Origin of the sequence: Paracoccus kondratievae (assembly GCF_009301415.1) — a bacterium.
Taxonomy (GTDB): Bacteria; Pseudomonadota; Alphaproteobacteria; order Rhodobacterales; family Rhodobacteraceae; genus Paracoccus; species Paracoccus kondratievae.
Genome location: NZ_CP045073.1, coordinates 1,304,425 through 1,319,518, shown reverse-complemented (window position 1 = coordinate 1,319,518; position 15,094 = coordinate 1,304,425). Strand labels below are relative to the sequence as shown.

Below are 15,094 nucleotides of genomic sequence, written 5' to 3'. Positions count from 1 at the left end.
AAGAGTCGATGGCTTACCAGACCCTCACCGTTGAGATCGACGACTATGTGGCGCTGATCCGATTGAACCGGCCAGAGGCATTGAATGCGCTGAACTCACAGCTGCTGGACGAGCTGGGCGATGCCCTGGCCGAGGCCGACCGGAATGAAAAAGTGCGCTGCATCGTATTGACCGGCAGCGAAAAGGCTTTTGCCGCAGGGGCCGACATCAAAGAGATGGCCAGCAAGAGCTTTGTCGATGTTTATACGGGCGATCTTTTCGGCGCGCAGGTTGATCGTATCACCGCGACGCGCAAGCCGATCATCGCGGCCGTCGCAGGTTATGCCCTAGGGGGTGGCTGTGAACTTGCCATGGCCTGCGACTTTATCATCTGTGCCGATAACGCGAAATTCGGTCAGCCCGAGATCAATCTGGGCGTGATCGCCGGTATCGGTGGCACCCAGCGACTGACCCGTTTTGTCGGCAAGTCGAAGGCCATGGAAATGCACCTGACCGGCCGGTTCATGGATGCGGCCGAGGCTGAGCGATCGGGCCTGGTGAGCCGGGTGGTTCCAGCAGCAAAGCTGATCCCTGAGGCCCTGACCGCCGCCAAGAAGATCGCCGAGAAGTCACAAATTGCCATCATGGCCGCGAAAGAGGCTGTGAATCGCGCTTATGAAACCACTTTGCGCGAGGGTATCCTTTTTGAGCGGCGTTGCTTTTTGTCGCTCTTTGCAACCGAGGACCAGAAGGAAGGTATGGCCGCTTTTCTGGAAAAGCGTGAGCCGCAGTTCCGCGACAAGTGATTCCCGCTTGGCATTTGCACCGGTCCGCTGTATAGGCCCGGGCTTACATGCGCGTGGGCCCGCTTAAGGCAAGAATCATGTCCGCCTGATCAGGCGGTGCCGTGGGCTTTTGCGTAACCGAGATACGAGATTTGGAGACACAGAACCCATGGCAAATACGCCTCAGTCGAAAAAGCGCGCGCGTCAGCTTGAGCGCCGGACCGCCATCAACAAGGCACGCCGCTCGCGGATCCGCACCTTCCTGCGCAAGGTCGAAGAGGCCATCGCCAGCGGCGATATCGAAGCAGCTCGCGAAGCCCTGCGCGTCGCTCAGCCTGAGCTGATGCGTGGCGTGACCAAAGGCATCGTCCACAAGAACACCGCGGCGCGCAAAATCTCGCGTCTGGCCGGCCGCGTGAACGCCCTCGCTTCGGCCTAAGCCGCTGCGGCATTTTGGCAACTCTTGATAGAGATACCCATAGGCGCGTCCAGCCCGGATGCGCCTTTCTTTATGGCCGAACACCAGTTTCCGTTTGAATTTTCAGTAACTTGACGGTCCGTCACGGCGCTGTCGCGGTTCTGTGAGATTCGATCGGCCAAAGTGGCTGTCAAGCGAGAAGATCGGTTGCTGGCCTGCTGTGGTTCTTGCTAGCTTGTTCCCTGCGATTCACGTCGCACCTGGGGGACATGCTCTGAAGTGTCGGTCTGCCACCGACATTCAGAGGGCAGCGAGATCAAATTGAGATCCGCTACCGACAATGCGCAAGCCGGCTGCCACCGGTATGCGTTGCGTGTCTGGAAGTTCCGGCCGCCTGACGGCCCATACGTCGCCTTGGCGGCGGGGGTCTTTTGTTGCCGGATTTCATGCGTTCAGGTGCGGCTTTGAATCGTCTCACGCCGGAAAATGCCGGCGGCATGTGGGGACAAGAGACGGAACTGGGCGAGATGGACAGACTTTGGGGGCAGGCGCGTGAAGAACTTCAGAAGATCGTCGGAGCCGACTGTTTCTCGACCTGGATCGAGCCTCTGCGTCTGACCGGCGTCGAGGACGGCACCGCCACCATCGCCAGCCCGACCCGTTTCCTGTCCGACTGGGTTTCGCGTCACTACAGCGACGACATCCTCAAGGTGCTCGACCGTATGGGTGGCCCGGTGCAGCGGCTGCAGTTCGAGACGCGCAGCCAGACCGCGCGGCAAGCCGCTGCCCCTGCGGTCAAGCGCCCGTCACAGCCCCGCACCCAAAGCGACGAAGAGCTGACCGCACCGCTCGACAGCCGCTTTACCTTTGAAAATTTCGTCGTCGGCAAGCCGAACGAGCTGGCCCATGCCGCCGCGCGCCGCGTGGCCGAAGGCGGACCGGTGACCTTTAACCCGCTGTTTCTTTATGGCGGCGTCGGGCTGGGCAAGACCCACCTGATGCACGCCATCGCGCGTGAAATTCAGGTCCGCCGCCCCGAAGCGCGGGTACTTTATCTCTCGGCTGAACAGTTCATGTACCGCTTTGTGCAGGCGCTGCGCGACCGCACCGTGATGGACTTTAAGGAGCTGTTTCGCACCGTCTCGGTTCTGATGGTCGATGATGTGCAGTTTATCGCCGGCAAGGATTCCACGCAGGAAGAATTCTTCCACACTTTCAATACCCTGGTCGATCAGGGCAAGCAAATCGTCATCTCGGCCGACCGCGCCCCGGGCGAGATCAAGGACATGGAAGAACGTATCAAGTCGCGCCTGCAATGCGGTCTGGTCGTGGACCTGCACCCGACCGATTACGAGCTGCGGCTGGGCATCCTGCAAAGCAAGACCGAATCGTTCCGCAACCAATATCCGGGCCTGCAGATCGCGCCGGGCGTGCTGGAGTTTCTGGCCCATCGTATCACCTCGAATGTCCGCGTGCTTGAAGGCGCGCTGCAGCGGCTATTCGCCTTTGCCAGCCTGATGGGGCGCGAGATCAACCTGGACATGGCGCAGGAATGCCTTGCCGACATCCTGCGCGCCAATGATCGCAAGGTCTCGATTGAGGAAATCCAGCGCAAGGTGGCCGAGCATTACAACATCCGCCTTGCGGATATGATCGGCCCCAAGCGGGTGCGTACAGTCGCCCGGCCACGGCAGATCGCCATGTATCTGGCCAAACAGATGACCTCGCGCAGCCTGCCGGAAATCGGGCGCCGCTTTGGCGGGCGCGATCATACCACCATCATGCATGGCGTGAAAAAAATCGAGGAATTGCGCAGCGCGGACCGCAGCCTTGCCGAGGACATCGACCTGCTGCGCCGTTTGCTAGAGGCCTGAACGCATCTGCTTGACCCGACGCGGAATTGTGCCACATTGGCGCCCCGCGACGAAAGATGCGGAAAATGGCCTGAAGATATTAAGGGTGGACCATGAAATTCTCGATCGAACGTGCCGATCTGGTGAAGGCCGTATCCCAGGCCCAGTCCGTCGTCGAAAGGCGCAATACCATTCCGATCCTCGCCAACGTGCTGATCGAGGCAACGCCCGAGGGTGTGAGCTTTCGCGCCACCGATCTGGATACCGAGATTGTGGACCGCGCCGCCGCGCAGGTCGAGCGGCCGGGCGCGACCACCGTCTCGGCCGGGATGCTGAACGACATTGCCCGGAAACTGCCCGACGGATCGCTGGTTCAGGTCAGCCTTGACTCGACCTCGGCGCGGCTCTCGGTGCAGGCGGGACGGTCGAACTTCAGCCTCGCCACCCTCCCGCGCGAGGATTTTCCGGTCATGTCCTCGTCGGAATACAGCGCCAATTTCTCGGCCCCTGCGGCCGTGCTGCGCCGCCTGTTCGACAAGTCGAAATTCGCGATCTCGAACGAGGAAACCCGCTATTATCTCAACGGCGTCTTCATGCATGTCGCCCAGACCGAGGATGGTCCCAGCCTCCGCTGCGTGGCGACCGATGGTCACCGGCTGGCCCGGATCGACGCTCCGCTGCCCTCCGGTGCCGATGAGATGCCCGGCGTGATCGTGCCGCGCAAGACCGTGGCCGAGCTGCGCAAGCTGCTTGAGGATGACGAAGCTGATATCGCCGTCTCGGTCAGCGAGACCAAGGTGCGCTTTGCGACTCCGACCATCACGCTGACCTCAAAGGTCATCGACGGCACGTTCCCCGACTATAGCCGGGTGATTCCCGCCTCGAACGCCCGCAAGCTTGAGGTTGATGCCAGTGACTTTGCACGCGCGGTGGACCGCGTGGCAACGGTCAGCAGCGAACGTTCGCGCGCGGTCAAGCTGTCGCTGGACGAGGACCGGCTGATCCTGTCGGTCAATGCGCCTGACGCCGGTGCCGCCGAAGAAGAGCTGCCGGTTGCCTATGGCGACGAACCGCTGGAAATCGGGTTTAACGCCAAATACCTGCACGAGATCGCCAGCCAGATCGAACGTGAGAACGCCGTCTTTCTGTTCAACGGCTCGGGCGACGCGGCGCTGATCCGCGAAGGCGGGGATACCTCAGCCGTTTATGTCGTCATGCCGATGCGCGTGTGACGCTGGCCCGCCTGCACCTGTCCCAGTTTCGCAGCTGGGCCAGGCTGGAAATCGAGGCCGACCACCGCCCCGTCGCCATCCACGGACCCAACGGGGCGGGCAAGACCAATATCCTTGAAGCAATCTCGATGCTCTCGCCCGGTCGGGGTATGCGTGGCGTGGCACCCGGTGATCAGGCCCGTAAAGGGCCGGAAATCGGCTGGCAGATCCGTGCCGGAATCGGGGATCATCAGGTCCTGACCCGCGCCCTGCCCGGCCAACCCCGCGAGGTGGTGATCAACGACAAGCCCGCGACCCAGCTTGCGCTTGGCCGTCTGATGCGGGTGATCTGGCTGACCCCTGCCATGGACCGGCTGTGGACCGAGGCACCCGAACAGCGGCGCCGGTTTCTTGATCGGGTGACGCTTAGCTTTACACCCTCGCATGCCGAAGATGCGCTTGGCTATGAAAAGGCTATGCGCGAACGTAATCGCCTGCTGCGTGAAGGGATACGCGATGCCGCCTGGTATCGCGCGCTTGAGACACAGATGGCAGAGACCGGTGCAACAGTAACCCGCAACCGGCTGGATGCGATCGACCGGATCATGGCCGCGCAAAAGGGGGCCGAGACCGCCTTTCCCGCGGCCCGCCTGACCCTGCTTGCGGGTGAGGGGCATGGCTGCGACACCGATCCCGACGCCATTGCCGCCCGACTTGCGGAAGGGCGCAGCCGCGACATGGCCGCAGGCCGCACGCTGACCGGCCCGCATCGCGCCGATCTTGGCGCATATTGGGGACCACAGGAGATGCCCGCCGCCCTGTCCTCGACCGGCGAGCAAAAGGCGCTGCTGTTGTCACTGATCCTCGCCAATGCCCGGGCACTGACCGGGGAAAGTCCGGTCCTGCTGCTGGATGAGGTCGCGGCCCATCTCGACGCTGACCGCCGCGCCGCGCTTTATGATGAGATTTGCGCATTGCGCGCCCAGGCCTGGCTGACCGGCACCGGCCCGGAATTGTTCGAGGCCCTGTGCAGCCGGGCACAATTCCTTGCAGTCACGCGCGAGGGTGACACCTCGCATCTGACCGAAAGCTGACGCGCTAAAGTGCGGCCTTCACCTCGTCCGCCAGCCGCTGGGCCAGATCGTGCGCGATGTCATAATGTCCGCGCCAGTCGTCCGCAGCCTCGCCCAGATAAGCCCGTCTGGCATGATCGAGCATTTCGGCATCAGCAGAGGCAAGCTGTCTGATCGCCCAAACCGCCGCGCGGTCTTTTGAAAGAAAATCCCCCGTTCGGGCCGTTCGCCACATCCGCGCCAATGTCAAAAGCACATTCCGGGTATCGTCCTGCAGAGCCGAAAGCAGCCCCGGCAGCAAGTCACGCATCGCCGCCCGGATGGCATCTGCTTTAACCTCGGGCAGCAGCGCGTTGGCTTCGGGGCCGATCAGCGGCAGGGCCTCTTGCCGCGCCTGCGCAAGGATCAGCGTATATTCCGCGTCCCTTTCAGGAGTGGGCAGCCTGCCCGCACGGAACCCATCGCGCAACCACTCGCCATAGACAAAGTCAGCCTGCGCGTGAAACCTCAGACCGGCAAGGTCAGGCTTGGCGAAAAAGATCACCTCAAGACAACGCGGCCCACCCGGTGGGGCCGGATAGCTGGCCGAAAGATCCAGCAGGGATGACAGCAATGCCCTGCGCTGCTTTTCGGTCAGGCTGCGCTTCAGGACGCCAAGCAGGTCGACGTCACTATTGGGTCTAAGCCCCTGAGCAACCGCCGAGCCATGCAGGTAAAGCGCCAGCAGATCCGGACCCAAAGCCTCTCCCAGCCGCGACATCAGGGTCAGGACCTGCTGGCGCGACCGGGCATCAAGGCTTGTCAGCACAGTCTGCATCCGCCCAGGCGCTGGCCTCTGCATCGCCGACCACCAGATCGACCAGCTCAAAACGGGTGACATCCACAATCCCAAGGTCCGAGATCCGCAGCTCGGGGATCACCACCAGCGCCAGCAGCGAATGCTGCATATAGGCGTTGTTCAGCGTGCAGCCGCAATCCTGCATGGCCTTGACGATCCCTTGCGCGGCATCGGCCATTTCGGGCGCTGGACGGTCGGACATGAGGCCGGCGATGGGCAAGGCCACGCTTGCCAGCTCGGCACCGTCGCGGAACACCGTGACGCCGCCGCCGATGCTGGCCAGATGATTGGCCGCCGCCGCCATGTTCTCGCGGCATGTGCCGACGACGATCATGTGATGGCTGTCATGCGCCACGGTCGAGGCCACCGCCATCCGTCCCTGATAGCCAAAGCCCGAGACAAACCCGTTCACCACCCCGCCGGTGCCGCGATGACGCTCGACCAGCGCGATGTGACAGGTCCCGCCCTCTGGCTCGATCACCCCTTCGCGGATCGGCAGTTCGGCGGTCAACGCGCGGGTCGGGGCCTGATTTTCGACCACGCCGATCACGCGGACAAGGGCGCTGTCGCCCTGGGCGCGGGCCTCAAAATCTGCAGCCGCGATGGTCTTGCCCAGATGCACCGATTGGCGCGCTGTCTCGGGCCAGTCGATGCGCGGGCAGTCAACCAGCAGGCGGCCGTCTTCGGCGACCAGCTGCCCTTGCGCAATCACCGCCTCGACCGGCAGGCTGTGCAGGTCCGAGGTCAGGATCACATCCGCCCGACGTCCGGGGGTGATACTGCCCAGTTCACGCTCCAGACCGAAGTGGCTGGCGCTGTTGATGGTCGCCATCTGGATGGCGATCAGGGGGTCGCAGCCGCAATCAATCGCATGGCGCACAACCCGGTTCATATGCCCGTCGTTTACCAGCGTGCCGGAATGGCTGTCATCGGTGCACAGGATGAAAAAGCGTGGATCCAGTCCCTTTTCAGTGATCGCGGTGATCTGGCTTTCCACATCATACCAGGCCGAGCCAAGCCGCATCATGCATCCCATACCCTGACGCACGCGGGCGATCCCCTGCGCCTCGGTCGTCGTCTCGTGATCGTCATTGGCGCCGCCCGCGACATAGGCATGAAAGGGCCGGCCCAGATCGGGGCTGGCGTAATGGCCGCCAACCGTCTTGCCGGCGGCGCGGGTGGCGGCGATCTCGGCCAGCATCTGCCGGTCGCCCGAGGCGACACCGGGAAAATTCATCATCTCGCCCAGACCGATGATGCCTTCCCATCCCATCGCCTGCGCGACCTCACCTTCGGTAATCGGCTGGCCCGTCGTCTCAAGCCCCGGAGCCGAGGGCGCGCAGCTTGGCATCTGGGTGAACATGCTGATCGGCTGCAACAGCGATTCGTCGCGCATCAGCCGCACACCTTCCAGACCCAGCACATTGGCGATCTCGTGCGGGTCGTGGAAAATCGTTGTCGTACCATGCGGGATCACTGCTGCGGCAAAGCCCGCAGGCGTCAGCATCCCCGATTCGACATGCATATGGGCGTCGATAAGCCCCGGCACCATGAATCGCCCACCGGCCCCGATCACCTGTGTTCCGGGCCCGATCGAGGGGCTTGCGTCGGGGCCGACATAGGCCACCCGCCCATCGGCCACGGCAATATCAGTATCGGGGATCACCTCGCGCGTGTGGACGTTGACCCATTTTCCGCCCCGGATCACCAGATCCGCGGGCGCACGCCCCGCCGCCACCTCGACCAGCCGGGCCTGAGCCTCGATCCACGGTTTCAACATGCCTGTCTCCTTGTTAGTCGCCCCCAGATTGCGGCAGGGTAGCGCAGAAGGAAAGGCGGCATGATGGAATGGAGCGGCGAAGCCAGCGTGATGACACAGCAAAGGCACGGCGAAAATGCCGTGATCCTGACCGTGCTGACGCGTGAGGCAGGGCTGATCCGGGGCCTTGTGCCGGGCGGGGCGAGTGCACGCCGCGCCGCAATGCTGCAACCGGGCAACCGCATCAGCCTGCGCTGGCGCGCCCGGCTAGAGGATCAGCTGGGCACTTTCAGCGTCGAACCCGCGCGGGCGAGGCCGGGCCTGCTGAGCGGAGCCGATGCACTGGCCGGGGTGAATGCGGTCACCGCCCTGCTTGCCTATGCCCTGCCCGAACGCGACCCTCATCCCCGGCTTGCCGATGCGACCGAGGCTTTGCTTGACCTGATCGACGCGGGCAGTGACTGGGCCGAGGTCTATCTGCATTGGGAAATGCGCCTGCTCGACGAGCTGGGGTTTGGCCTTGACCTGACAAGCTGCGCGGTGACGGGCGCACGTCAGGGACTGGCCTATGTCAGCCCGCGTTCGGGTCGCGCAGTTTCGGCGCAGGCTGCGGGGGAATGGGCGCCGCGCCTTTTACCGCTGCCCGCGATGCTGGGCGGGCAAGGAAATGGCGGGCTGGCCGATGCGCTGGCAGTGACCGGGCATTTCCTCGCCACCCGGCTGGCCGAAGTTCACGCGGGCAAGCCATTGCCGCCTGCCCGCGCCCGTCTGGTTGCGCGTCTTACTGCGTCGCCACCCGCCAACGGATGGTGACATCGGGGCCGGTCATCACCAGCTCATCCCCGTCGCGCCGGGCCTCGCGTACCGCGCCAAGCGCCTTGAAAAAGGCACCCTCGCCTCCTTCCTGCAGGCAAGCGCGACGGGTGGTCGCCAGTGCCCCAAGATCCAGCCCCGGTAGTTCAGCGCGGTTCTGGCCGGTAAACATGTTGCACGGGCCCTGACCCGAAACCGCCCCGTCCTCGCCGATATTCAGGCTGGGCGTACCCGAGACCTCGACCCCCTCGATGGCGACCAGAGTATATTCGCCGGGGATCTTGGCCTTATCCGAATCGCCGCTACAGGCCGCCAGCACCAGCAGGAGGGCGGGGATCAGTTTACGCATCATGCTTGCTTTCGGCGGGACCGTCATTCCTTGCGGTAGCCGGGCTCAAAGGTCAGATAGGTCGGCCCTTTGATCGTCAGCACGCCGCCTTCATAGGTGATGCCATTCGCAGCCGAAAGCGCCTGCAGATAGCGCGACTCAAGCCGGCCGGCATTGCCCGAACAGGCCATCCGGGTGGTGGTCAGCGGCCCAACGGCAAAGGCCGGCGGTTCGGCCGTCTGGCTGGCCGAGTAGTGGTTGCAAGGCGCCCGCCCCGAGATCGAGCCATCCGCTGCAATGGTCAGGTCGACGTTACGCTGCGGCACGGTATCTGCACCGATCCCGACCAGCACATAGGGACCGGCGGGGATATTCGCGCCGGGGGTCGGAGGGGTCGTCGGCTCACAAGCAGCCAGGCCAAAGAGGGCGGCGGTCGCCACAGCAATCATCGGGATACGGGTCATATAGGCAGCTCCATCAGGTCACGTTGGCGCCATAATGCCTTAACGGCCCCGTCTGTCCAGCCGCAGGGGGAAATTCATCCTAGTCGAGTAACCTGCGTGCAATAACCTGTGCCTGAATCTCGGCCGCTCCTTCAAAGATATTCAGGATACGTGCGTCGCACAGCACCCGGCTGATCGCATATTCCAGCGCAAAGCCGTTCCCGCCGTGGATTTGCAGCGCATTATCCGCCGCTGCCCAGGCAACGCGCGCGCCAAGCAGCTTGGCCATGCCCGCCTCAAGGTCGCAGCGCCGCCCATGATCCTTTTCCCATGCACTGAAATAGGTCAGCTGCCGGGCGATCATGATTTCGACCGCCATCATCGCCAGCTTGTCGGAAACACGGGGAAACTCGATCAGCGATTTGCCGAACTGCTTGCGATCAAGGGCATATTGCATGCCAATCTCGCAGGCCGATTGCGCAACGCCGACCGCACGGGCGGCGGTCTGGATGCGCGCGGATTCAAAGGTCTCCATTAACTGCTTGAAGCCGCGCCCGGGCACGCCGCCCAGCAGGTTCTCGCCCTTCACGCGGAAACCGTCAAAGCCCAGTTCGTATTCCTTCATGCCGCGATAGCCGAGCACCTCGATCTCGCCTCCGGTCATGCCGGGGGTCGGGAATGGATCGTCGTCAGTGCCCGGCACTTTCTCGGCCAAGAACATCGACAGGCCGCGCCAATCGCTTGTGTCGGGCTCGGTCCGGGCCAGCAGCGTCATGACATGGGTGCGCTGCGCATGGGTGATCCAGGTTTTGTTGCCGGTGATCACCCAGTCATCGCCGTCCCTGACCGCCCGGGTGCGCAGGCTGCCAAGGTCGCTGCCGGTGTTCGGTTCGGTAAAGACCGCAGTGGACAGCACCTCGCCCGAGGCAAGCTTAGGCAGCCATTTCGCCTTTTGCTCATCCGTGCCACCGCAAAGGATCAGTTCGGCAGCGATCTCGCTGCGGGTGCCAAGGCTGCCCACGCCGATATAGCCGCGCGACAGTTCCTCGGTCACCACCACCATCGAGGCTTTCGACAGGCCAAGCCCGCCGAATTCTTCGGGAATGGTCAGGCCAAAGACGCCAAGCTCGGCCAGTTCCTGAATGATCTCCATCGGGATCAGCTGGTCCTTGAGGTGCCAGTCATGGGCGTTCGGGATCACCCGGTCTTCGGCATAGCGACGGAACTGATCGCGGATCATTTCCAGATCCTCATCAAGTCCGGTGGCCCCAAAGGTGGCGCGGCCGTGATTGTCCTGCATCAGCCGCGCAAGCTCGGCCCGTGCCGGGGCGGTATTGCCACCCATCAGCGTGCGCAACGCCTCGCCCGGCTGCCAGTCCAGCCCAAGGTCCGACAGACGGGCAAATTCGGTCTGGCTCATCGGGATGCCACCGGCGATCTGGGTCAGGTATTCGCCCATGCCGATTTGCAGAATCAGCGCCTCGACGCGACCGAACCCGCCTGCCTGCGCCAGACGGCCCGCCCAGCCGGTAAGCTGCCGCAGCGATTCGATATAGGTCGCAAGCCATGAGGCCGCATGGGCCGCATGCTGGTGCCGCTCAAGCAGGGCGGGATCAAGCTTGCCCGAAGGCGCGACCAGCGCCCGCAGCGCCTCGATGGCGTGGGATTGCAGCGATTCGAGTTCGGGCAGCGCCCCCTCGGCAAGGGCAAGCAGGGCAGAAGGCGTATCAGCTGGCATCGCGGGCAGGTCCTTCATGGCAGACTCCATCATGCGGCGTTGCGGCATGACTAGCGCCTTTGCAGTCGCAGCGCAACTATCATGCGCCCATACAGCCAAATACGAACTAAAATGACCCTTATAATTTCAGCCTGCACATCAGAAGAGCTTGACGATTCCACCCCATGCCAAGCCTTGCCCGGGACCAATACGCTTTATCTGGCAGATAAACGGTCGAACTCGCTGCTCAGAACCATGCCGGGTCTATTGACCCACGAATGGGACCGGGGCCGTGTTGGCGGGCAGAGGCGTGCCCCAGATGTGGGGCGCGTCCTTCATCAACATCCGCGCCTCGATCTGATCAAGGCGACGGCGCGCGGCTTCGACATCGCCTGCGGTTTCGGACAGGATCTTTTGCCACAGGCGCAGGGCTGACACCGGACTCCATGGCAGCGCCGCCTGCGCCAGCCAGCGGCGCAATTCCGGCGGCAGGCGGTCGTATTGCGCAATCGGGCAGGACCTGCGACGGCGGCGCAGCGAGGTAGCAAGATTGGCGCGCATCAGTGCAGTCGCCGCCTGTCATCAGGGTCTATCGCCGGATCAAGTGCCAGAAACAGCCGCGCCTGTCCGGTGCCCTTGATCGGCGGAGAGCGGTGCAAAAGCCGTGTCACCTCCTCTCCCGGCCAAAGAGTGCCGCGCATGATCGCCACCTCTCCGCTTTTCATCCTGGTGACAGGGATGATATTGCCCTCGGCGTCCTCACGCGCGAACTGCGTCCCCGGCCCGCGATAGCTACAGACCAGCCGCGACGGAATCCGGTCGATGTGATAGCGGCGGCAGGCGTCCGTCGTCACCGCCTCAAGCCGCAGATGCAGCACCGGGCTAGCCGCCACCTGGGCAAAGACCAGTGCCAGCGCCGCGATGTCGCTGGCGAACAGATCGCGCATCTCACCCCGCGGCAGGCCAGAAATGTCACAGGCGGTATGAACAGCACTTTCCACCGAACGCAGCTCAACCACCGACCGCAGGGCGGGCAGTTGCTCCAAAGGGATCTCATCAACCCAGCGGGCAAAGCCGGGCGACAGGCTGCGCCGCCAGATTGCCGCCCCGATCCCCGCATCGGCGACCCGCGGCAAGATCAGCCCATTCGGAGATTCGGCGATCATACGGGCCTCGACCAGCGCGGAGGTGCGCAGCGAATGCAGCGTGGATTCCGTCATGCTCGAGCCCTGTTTTCAAGCGACACGGCGCTGGCCCCATTGCGGAAAGGGATCAGGCAGATCGGCCCATGCTTCGGGAATAAAGCCCTCATCCTCGACCAGTGCACCGTCGAGCGCACGGGTGATTGCCGCCGGGTCCATGCCCGCACCGATAAAGACCAGCTCTTGTCGACGGTCGCCCCAAGGGTCCTGCCAGTTCCGCGTCAGTTCGGACAGGCTGTCGGGATGCACGGGCCAGCGCTCCCGCGGAACCGAGGCCCACCATGCCCCAAGCGGCGTCACACTGGACATCGCGCCGGCAAGGCTGAATTCAGCCGCCCAATCGGGGCGCGAAGCGATCCAGAAATGCCCTTTTGCCCGGATCACCCCCGGCAAATCACCGTTGAGCACCCGATAGATACGTTGCGGATCGAATGGCCGCCGCGCGCGATAGACAAAGGATGAGATGCCGTATTCCTCGGTTTCGGGCACATGATCGGCAAAGCCGTAAAGCTCTTTGGCCCACATCGGATGCATATGCGCCCGGTCGAAATCGAACAGGCCGGTGTCAAAGATCGCGTCCGCAGCCACGCGGCTGAAATCCGTCTCGATCAGCCTTGCGTCAGGGTTCAGCGCCCGCACGATCTTGCGCGCCTGATCCAGCCGTACCGGCCCCGCATCGCTGACCTTGTTCAGCACCACCACATCGGCAAATTCGATCTGGTCGGTCAGCAAGTCGACCAAGGTTCGATTGTCCTGATCGCCCAGCGTCTCGCCCCGGTCAGCAAGAAAATCATGGCTGGAGAAGTCTTTGGTCAAGTTCACGGCATCAACCACGGTCACCATGGTATCCAGCCGCGCCACGTCCGACAGACTGTCGCCGTTCTCGTCGCGGAAATCAAAGGTGGCGGCAACGGGCAGCGGTTCGGCAATGCCGGTCCCCTCGATCAGCAGGTAGTCAAAACGGCCTTCACTGGCCAGTCGGCGGACCTCGACCAGCAGGTCATCGCGCAGGGTGCAGCAGATGCAGCCGTTGGTCATCTCGACCAGCCGTTCTTCGGCGCGGTTCAGTTCGGCGCCGTCGCGGACCAGATCGGCGTCAATGTTCACCTCGGACATGTCATTGACGATGACAGCGACGCGGCGGCCCTCACGATTGTTCAGGACATGGTTCAGAAGCGTGGTCTTGCCCGTCCCCAGAAAGCCGGACAGGACGGTGACAGGCAGGCGGGCATCGCCAGAATGCTGGCTGGTCGGCATGGCGTCCTCTTTATGTAATGTTATTACATTTCTTATTAGAGGCAAACGCCACCGACCGCAATCCCCTTGCAGCGATCACATGATGCAAAAATCCCTGAGCCCGGCCGCAGAACGCCGACCGGTCACCGGGTCAGAATCTGAGGAAAGGCCCGCCTTGGGCGGTCAGCGCCCCTCGTCGATCTTTGGCAGGAACCAGGCCAGCAGCCCGGCCAGGGGCAGGAACGAACACAGCTGATAGACTGTCCCGACCCCATAGCTGTCGGCAAGCGTACCCAGAATCGCCGCCGCGATCCCGCCAAGGCCAAAGTTCAGCCCATAAAACAGCCCGCCGATCAGACCGATCCGACCCGGCATCAGCTCCATCGCATAGATCAGGATCGAGGCGAAAGCGCTTGCCATGATCAGGTTGATCGCGACCGTCAGCACTCCGGTCCAGAAAAGATCAGCATAAGGCAGGATCAGGGTCAGTGGCAGGGGTCCCAGCACCGAAATCCAGATGATGCGATAGCGGCCGATACGGTCGCCGATGATGCCACCAACCAGCGCCCCCACCGCCGAGGCCAGCAGAAAGATGAAAAGCATCATCTGCGACGACCGGATCGACAGGCCAAAGCGATCCATCAGGTAGAAGGTATAGAACGAACGGAAGCTTTCGTTATAGGCGTTCTTGGAAAACATCAGCAGCGTCAGCACCACAAGCCCGATCCCGATGGTCAGGGGGGCGTAATGGGCCTGGGGGGTGGCACCCTTTTTCGTCGCCGCCCTGTTGGCGACGAATTCGGCGCTGATCTCGCGCTGGCGGCTGCCGATCCAGACCAGCATCATCATCGCGATCAGGGCAGCAACCGCGAAGATCGCAAGGCTCGGCTGCCCCCAGGGTACGATGATCAGCGCGGCAAAGACCGGGCCCAGGGCCCCGCCCGCCTGTCCGCCAACCTGAAAGATGCCCTGCGCAAAGCCCTGCCGCCCGCCTGCGGCGTAACGGGCCATGCGCGTCGCCTCGGGGTGAAAGATCGACGAGCCGATGCCGATCAGCGCCACTGAAATCAGGATGATCTGATAGCTATGGGCATAGGCAAGACTAACCAGTCCCGACAGGGTGAACATCATCCCTGCCACCGGCGAATAGGGGGCCGGGTGGCGGTCGGTCACCATCCCGATCACCGGCTGCAACAATGAGCCCGCGATCTGAAAGGTCATGGTGATCATGCCGATCTGCGTAAGCGACAACCCGTGCTCGGCCTTCAGGATCGGATAGGCGGCAGGGATCAGCGATTGCATCAGGTCGTTCAGCAAATGCGCCAGACCCAGAACCAGCAGCACGGTCACATGGGTTCTGGCCCGGGGGGCGGCGGTCAGCGTAGCGCTAGTCATTACGACGATCCTGGGCTTTTTCCAGAGAGAATACGGCGATGGTC

The 15,094-nt window shown here is 63.1% G+C and carries 15 protein-coding genes; 6 read left to right on the top strand and 9 right to left on the bottom strand.

From position 1 onward, the window contains the following. Window positions 1–8: 8 nt before the first annotated feature. The 5 genes from F8A10_RS17855 (at window position 9) to recF (ending at window position 5,340) form a co-directional block, all read left to right on the top strand. A complete protein-coding gene (locus tag F8A10_RS17855) occupies window positions 9–785 on the top strand; it encodes an enoyl-CoA hydratase (protein WP_010394550.1) in 777 nt (258 codons plus the stop codon). 148 nt (window positions 786–933) lie between these two features. Then, window positions 934–1,203: a 30S ribosomal protein S20 gene (rpsT, locus tag F8A10_RS17850; protein ID WP_010394551.1), complete on the top strand. Its 270-nt coding sequence runs from the start codon at window positions 934–936 to the stop codon at window positions 1,201–1,203. 506 nt (window positions 1,204–1,709) lie between these two features. Further along, window positions 1,710–3,056, top strand: coding sequence for a chromosomal replication initiator protein DnaA (gene dnaA, locus F8A10_RS17845; protein ID WP_029371701.1), 1,347 nt, complete (start codon window positions 1,710–1,712; stop codon window positions 3,054–3,056). Between the two features lie 92 nt (window positions 3,057–3,148). Further along, window positions 3,149–4,267: a DNA polymerase III subunit beta gene (gene dnaN, locus F8A10_RS17840; protein ID WP_152368062.1), complete on the top strand. Its 1,119-nt coding sequence runs from the start codon at window positions 3,149–3,151 to the stop codon at window positions 4,265–4,267. Next, the gene (gene recF, locus F8A10_RS17835) at window positions 4,264–5,340 is read left to right on the top strand and encodes a DNA replication/repair protein RecF (RefSeq protein WP_152368061.1); all 1,077 of its coding nucleotides are present in this window, start codon (window positions 4,264–4,266) and stop codon (window positions 5,338–5,340) included. The genes dnaN and recF overlap by 4 nt, the downstream gene beginning before the upstream one ends. Before the next feature lie 4 nt (window positions 5,341–5,344). On the opposite strand, the gene F8A10_RS17830 is transcribed toward recF, so the two are convergent. Further along, on the bottom strand, window positions 5,345–6,136 hold the full coding sequence (locus F8A10_RS17830) for an aminoglycoside adenylyltransferase domain-containing protein (RefSeq protein WP_152368060.1): 792 nt from the start codon (window positions 6,134–6,136) through the stop codon (window positions 5,345–5,347). Continuing rightward, complete coding sequence (locus tag F8A10_RS17825) at window positions 6,111–7,937, bottom strand: adenine deaminase (protein WP_152368059.1); 1,827 nt, start codon at window positions 7,935–7,937, stop codon at window positions 6,111–6,113. Before F8A10_RS17825 ends, F8A10_RS17830 begins: the two co-directional genes overlap by 26 nt. A gap of 63 nt (window positions 7,938–8,000) precedes the next feature. Between F8A10_RS17825 and recO the strand changes: the two genes are divergently transcribed. Beyond that, window positions 8,001–8,729, top strand: a complete 729-nt coding sequence (gene recO, locus F8A10_RS17820; RefSeq protein ID WP_152368187.1) for a DNA repair protein RecO — start codon at window positions 8,001–8,003, stop codon at window positions 8,727–8,729. Here recO and F8A10_RS17815 read toward each other — a convergent pair. The 7 genes from F8A10_RS17815 to F8A10_RS17785 form a co-directional block, all read right to left on the bottom strand. After that, on the bottom strand, window positions 8,698–9,081 hold the full coding sequence (locus F8A10_RS17815; protein WP_227493484.1) for an META domain-containing protein: 384 nt from the start codon (window positions 9,079–9,081) through the stop codon (window positions 8,698–8,700). The two genes, recO and F8A10_RS17815, sit on opposite strands and share 32 nt — an antisense overlap. Before the next feature lie 20 nt (window positions 9,082–9,101). Further along, entirely contained in the window at window positions 9,102–9,521 is a 420-nt protein-coding gene (locus tag F8A10_RS17810; protein ID WP_010394561.1) for an META domain-containing protein, read from the bottom strand. 79 nt (window positions 9,522–9,600) lie between these two features. Further along, window positions 9,601–11,256, bottom strand: coding sequence for an acyl-CoA dehydrogenase family protein (locus F8A10_RS17805; protein ID WP_152368186.1), 1,656 nt, complete (start codon window positions 11,254–11,256; stop codon window positions 9,601–9,603). Window positions 11,257–11,481: 225 nt separating this feature from the next. Next, window positions 11,482–11,778, bottom strand: coding sequence for a DUF6525 family protein (locus tag F8A10_RS17800; RefSeq protein ID WP_010394563.1), 297 nt, complete (start codon window positions 11,776–11,778; stop codon window positions 11,482–11,484). After that, entirely contained in the window at window positions 11,778–12,437 is a 660-nt protein-coding gene (locus tag F8A10_RS17795) for a DUF1826 domain-containing protein (RefSeq protein WP_152368057.1), read from the bottom strand. Before F8A10_RS17795 ends, F8A10_RS17800 begins: the two co-directional genes overlap by 1 nt. A 15-nt stretch (window positions 12,438–12,452) precedes the next feature. Continuing rightward, entirely contained in the window at window positions 12,453–13,676 is a 1,224-nt protein-coding gene (locus F8A10_RS17790) for a GTP-binding protein (RefSeq protein WP_152368056.1), read from the bottom strand. Between the two features lie 162 nt (window positions 13,677–13,838). Continuing rightward, entirely contained in the window at window positions 13,839–15,050 is a 1,212-nt protein-coding gene (locus F8A10_RS17785) for an MFS transporter (protein ID WP_152368055.1), read from the bottom strand. Window positions 15,051–15,094 lie beyond the last annotated feature (44 nt).

Bases quoted from the DNA above. Each gene is read 5' to 3' on its own strand.
- F8A10_RS17855 (WP_010394550.1), top strand. From the start codon at position 9: ATGGCTTACCAGACCCTCACCGTTGAGATCGACGACTATGTGGCGCTG.
- rpsT (WP_010394551.1), top strand. From the start codon at position 934: ATGGCAAATACGCCTCAGTCGAAAAAGCGCGCGCGTCAGCTTGAGCGC.
- dnaA (WP_029371701.1), top strand. From the start codon at position 1,710: ATGGACAGACTTTGGGGGCAGGCGCGTGAAGAACTTCAGAAGATCGTC.
- dnaN (WP_152368062.1), top strand. From the start codon at position 3,149: ATGAAATTCTCGATCGAACGTGCCGATCTGGTGAAGGCCGTATCCCAG.
- F8A10_RS17830 (WP_152368060.1), bottom strand. From the start codon at position 6,136: ATGCAGACTGTGCTGACAAGCCTTGATGCCCGGTCGCGCCAGCAGGTC.
- F8A10_RS17825 (WP_152368059.1), bottom strand. From the start codon at position 7,937: ATGTTGAAACCGTGGATCGAGGCTCAGGCCCGGCTGGTCGAGGTGGCG.
- recO (WP_152368187.1), top strand. From the start codon at position 8,001: ATGGAATGGAGCGGCGAAGCCAGCGTGATGACACAGCAAAGGCACGGC.
- F8A10_RS17815 (WP_227493484.1), bottom strand. From the start codon at position 9,081: ATGATGCGTAAACTGATCCCCGCCCTCCTGCTGGTGCTGGCGGCCTGT.
- F8A10_RS17810 (WP_010394561.1), bottom strand. From the start codon at position 9,521: ATGACCCGTATCCCGATGATTGCTGTGGCGACCGCCGCCCTCTTTGGC.
- F8A10_RS17805 (WP_152368186.1), bottom strand. From the start codon at position 11,256: ATGAAGGACCTGCCCGCGATGCCAGCTGATACGCCTTCTGCCCTGCTT.
- F8A10_RS17800 (WP_010394563.1), bottom strand. From the start codon at position 11,778: ATGCGCGCCAATCTTGCTACCTCGCTGCGCCGCCGTCGCAGGTCCTGC.
- F8A10_RS17795 (WP_152368057.1), bottom strand. From the start codon at position 12,437: ATGACGGAATCCACGCTGCATTCGCTGCGCACCTCCGCGCTGGTCGAG.
- F8A10_RS17790 (WP_152368056.1), bottom strand. From the start codon at position 13,676: ATGCCGACCAGCCAGCATTCTGGCGATGCCCGCCTGCCTGTCACCGTC.
- F8A10_RS17785 (WP_152368055.1), bottom strand. From the start codon at position 15,050: ATGACTAGCGCTACGCTGACCGCCGCCCCCCGGGCCAGAACCCATGTG.